The organism is Arthrobacter sp. Hiyo1 (assembly GCF_001263615.2).
Classification (GTDB): Bacteria; Actinomycetota; Actinomycetes; order Actinomycetales; family Micrococcaceae; genus Arthrobacter.
This window is the reverse complement of the sequence record NZ_DF952472.1, coordinates 432,284-435,334: the sequence shown is the minus strand read 5'-3', so window position 1 is coordinate 435,334 and position 3,051 is coordinate 432,284. Positions and strand designations below refer to the sequence as shown.

Annotated in this window: 5 protein-coding genes; 4 read left to right on the top strand and 1 reads right to left on the bottom strand. The window is 63.2% G+C overall.

Features of this window, described 5'->3' with window-relative positions; all coding sequences use genetic code 11:
* The 4 genes from AHiyo1_RS15545 to AHiyo1_RS15530 all read left to right on the top strand — a co-directional run.
* On the top strand, window positions 1-318 hold a 318-nt coding region (locus AHiyo1_RS15545; RefSeq protein ID WP_059389163.1), incomplete at its 5' end, for an FHA domain-containing protein.
* Between the two features lie 20 nt (window positions 319-338).
* Window positions 339-1,055 (top strand): transcriptional regulator FtsR, encoded by a 717-nt coding sequence (ftsR, locus tag AHiyo1_RS15540; RefSeq protein WP_059389162.1) that lies wholly within the window; start codon window positions 339-341, stop codon window positions 1,053-1,055.
* The gene (locus AHiyo1_RS15535) at window positions 1,055-1,558 is read left to right on the top strand and encodes a bifunctional nuclease family protein (RefSeq protein ID WP_059389161.1); all 504 of its coding nucleotides are present in this window, start codon (window positions 1,055-1,057) and stop codon (window positions 1,556-1,558) included. The genes ftsR and AHiyo1_RS15535 overlap by 1 nt, the downstream gene beginning before the upstream one ends.
* Before the next feature lie 240 nt (window positions 1,559-1,798).
* On the top strand, window positions 1,799-2,392 hold the full coding sequence (locus tag AHiyo1_RS15530; RefSeq protein ID WP_059389160.1) for a MerR family transcriptional regulator: 594 nt from the start codon (window positions 1,799-1,801) through the stop codon (window positions 2,390-2,392).
* A 112-nt stretch (window positions 2,393-2,504) separates the two neighbouring features.
* Here the strand turns inward: AHiyo1_RS15530 and AHiyo1_RS15525 are convergent.
* Window positions 2,505-3,051 (bottom strand): ParA family protein (locus tag AHiyo1_RS15525; RefSeq protein WP_059389159.1); only part of this gene is annotated, 547 nt, incomplete at its 5' end.

The window sequence follows — 3,051 nt, the reverse complement described above, 5'->3', positions numbered from 1 at the left end:
CCTGGATCGGCCTTGCTGATTGCGCACACCGGCCCGAATGCCGGCGCGCGGTTCCTTCTGGACTCCGACACCACCACCGCTGGCCGCCACCCGGATGCGGACATCTTCCTGGATGACGTGACGGTTTCGCGCAAGCACGTGGAATTCGTGCGTACCCCCGAGGGCTTCGAAGTGGTGGACACCGGAAGCCTCAATGGCACCTACGTCAACCAGGACCGGGTGGACAACGTCCTGCTCAAGAACGGCAGCGAGGTCCAGATCGGGAAGTTCCGCCTCACCTACTACCTGAGCCCTGCCCGCGCAGCAGGCCAAGACTGATTCCGGGTACGCCTGTGGCACTGCCCCAGCCGGAACGGCGAGGACCGCAGGTCCTCAACATCGGGGAGGTCCTCGCCCAACTCAGCGACGATTTTCCCACCATGACGGCGTCCAAGATCCGTTTTCTTGAGGAAAAGGGACTGATCAATCCGAAGCGCACTCCTGCCGGGTACCGGCAATACGCCGAAAGCGACGTCGAGCGCCTCCGCTTCGTGCTGGCCCTCCAGCGTGACCAGTACCTGCCCCTGAAGGTCATCAAGGATTACCTTGACGCGATCGACCGTGGCGAGCGTCCCGAAAACCTCCCGCCGGGCGTGTCGGTGTCCCCACGGATTGTCTCGGACGAACTTGCGGCCGAGCTGCAGGGCCGCGCACGCGCCCTGAGCGAGGAACAGTTGCGGACGGAATCCGGGGCCAGCGTCCCGCTCTTGCAGTCCCTCCTCAGTTACGGGCTCATCAGCCACGTCAACGGCAAATTCGACGAACACGCCCTTCAAGTGGCGCGTGCCTGCGTCCAACTTGAAAGCCACGGACTTGAGCCGCGGCACCTCCGTCCGTTCCAGGCCGCGGCCGAGCGCGAATTCGGCTTGGTGGAGCGCGTCGTCGCTCCTCTGACGTCCCGCAAGGACGCGGCATCGCAATCCAGGGCTGCCGAAGCCGCCCGGGAAATCAGCGAACTCTGCCTCAGCCTGCATCGAGCCTTGGTGCAGGACCGTATCTCCCGTATGGACGCATGATGATTGAGGTCGAGATCGTTGGAGTGCGGATTGAACTGCCTTCAAACCAGCCTCTGGTCCTCCTCCGTGAGATGCACGGGGAACGCCATGTCCCTATTTGGATCGGCACGCCCGAAGCAAGCGCTATCGCCCTGGCCCAGCAAGGCGTGGTGCCGCCCCGGCCGATGACCCACGATCTGATGATCGACGTCGTTGAAGCACTCGGCCACACGATCATCAGCGTGAACATCGTCGCGGTCGAGGACAACATCTTCTACGGCCAACTCCAGTTCGACGACGGCACCGTAGTGAGTTCCCGCGCTTCCGATGCGCTGGCGCTTGCCTTGCGGGCGAAATGCCGCATCTGGTGTGCCGACGCCGTCATGGAAGAAGCCGGCGTCCGGATCACCGAACACGACGAAGGCGAAGACACCGAGCCGGGCCCCGAAGTTGACGAGGAACGGGAATTGCGCCGCTTCCGGGAGTTCCTGGACGACGTAGAGCCCGAGGATTTCGAAGGCTGAAGGTAGCCTAAGGTTAAAGTTGAGGGTGAAAGTTTCGACACGATCTGAAAATGCCCGGACGTCTTTGACCTAAGGCTCCCGCACGCCTAACGTCGAAGATATCAAGTTCCCGTTGCATGCAGGTCGCGCGCAAGTCACACTGAAAGGTGCGGACGCGTTGAAATTACACGAGTGCATTTCCCCTTTCGTGTTGCCCCCGTATGCACCATCCCCAAGGGAACTTCTGACAAGGAGGGTCACGTGAGTCCCAAAGGCGAAGCAGGCGAGCTAAAGCAGGCCTCGACAGGCGTTGCTGTACCCGCAAGCGGTGCCCAGGGTCTGCTTTTCACCGAGGACCTTCCGGTCCTGGATGAAGATGCCGGCTACCGTGGCCCCACCGCGTGCAAGGCGGCGGGGATTACCTACCGCCAGCTGGACTACTGGGCACGCACAGGCCTTGTTGAACCCGCCGTGCGGGGAGCCGCCGGTTCCGGATCGCAGCGGCTCTATGGCTTCCGGGACATCCTGGTTCTCAAAGTCGTCAAGCGGCTCCTGGACACAGGCGTGTCCCTCCAACAGATCCGCACGGCCGTCGAACACTTGCGCGAACGCGGAGTGGAAGACCTGGCGCAAATCACGCTCATGAGCGATGGCGCGAGTGTCTATGAATGCACTTCAGCGGACGAGGTCATTGACCTGGTGCAGGGCGGCCAAGGCGTATTCGGCATCGCAGTGGGCCGCGTCTGGCGCGAAGTCGAAGGCAGCCTAGCTGCGCTCCCGAGCGAACACGCGGTAGAACAGCCCTTTCCGGACGACGAACTCAGCAAGCGCCGTTCCGCCCGCCGCACCGGCTGAACCGCCGTCGGGATTGCCGCCAGCGGCCACTGAAGACCAATGAAGCCGCCTTCCGACAGGAAGGTGGCTTCATCTTTTTTTGAAGGGGGTGGCTTCTGGCTCGCAGAGCCGCTCAGCGCTTACGGCGTTCCCGCGTGCCGTTGTTCGAGGACAACATGTTCTCCAGGAGCGAGTCGAACAGCTTGGCGGTGTTCTTCGCCGAGTCGCCAGGCCAGTGGTGCACGGCGTGGGCGGCCCCCTGGATTTGCTGCCAATTCGCCTGCTCCGGAATATGCGGTGCCAGCAACAGCTCGCCGAACATCGATTCCATCTCGGCGAGCCGGAACGTGTGCTCGGACGAGGCGGGACGGACCCTGTTGGCAACGATCCCTGCAGGAGCCAGCTGGGGAGCGAACTCCTGGCGGAACAATTGGATGGCGCGCATGGTGCGTTCCGTGCCGGCTACCGAGAAGAGCCCTGGTTCGGCAACAAGGACCACGCGGTCACTCGCGCTCCAGGCCATGCGGGTGAGGCCGTTGAGGGACGGCGGGCAGTCGACGAGTACCAGCTCGTACTTTTCGGCCGGGGCAAGGACAGCAGTCAGGCGGCGGAGATCGCGGCGCCCAAGATCTGGCCGGTCGTAGATTCCGGTGTAGGCGGATCCGACGGCGACGTCGAGG

Bases quoted from the DNA above. Each gene is read 5' to 3' on its own strand.
- AHiyo1_RS15535 (WP_059389161.1), top strand. From the start codon at position 1,055: ATGATTGAGGTCGAGATCGTTGGAGTGCGGATTGAACTGCCTTCAAAC.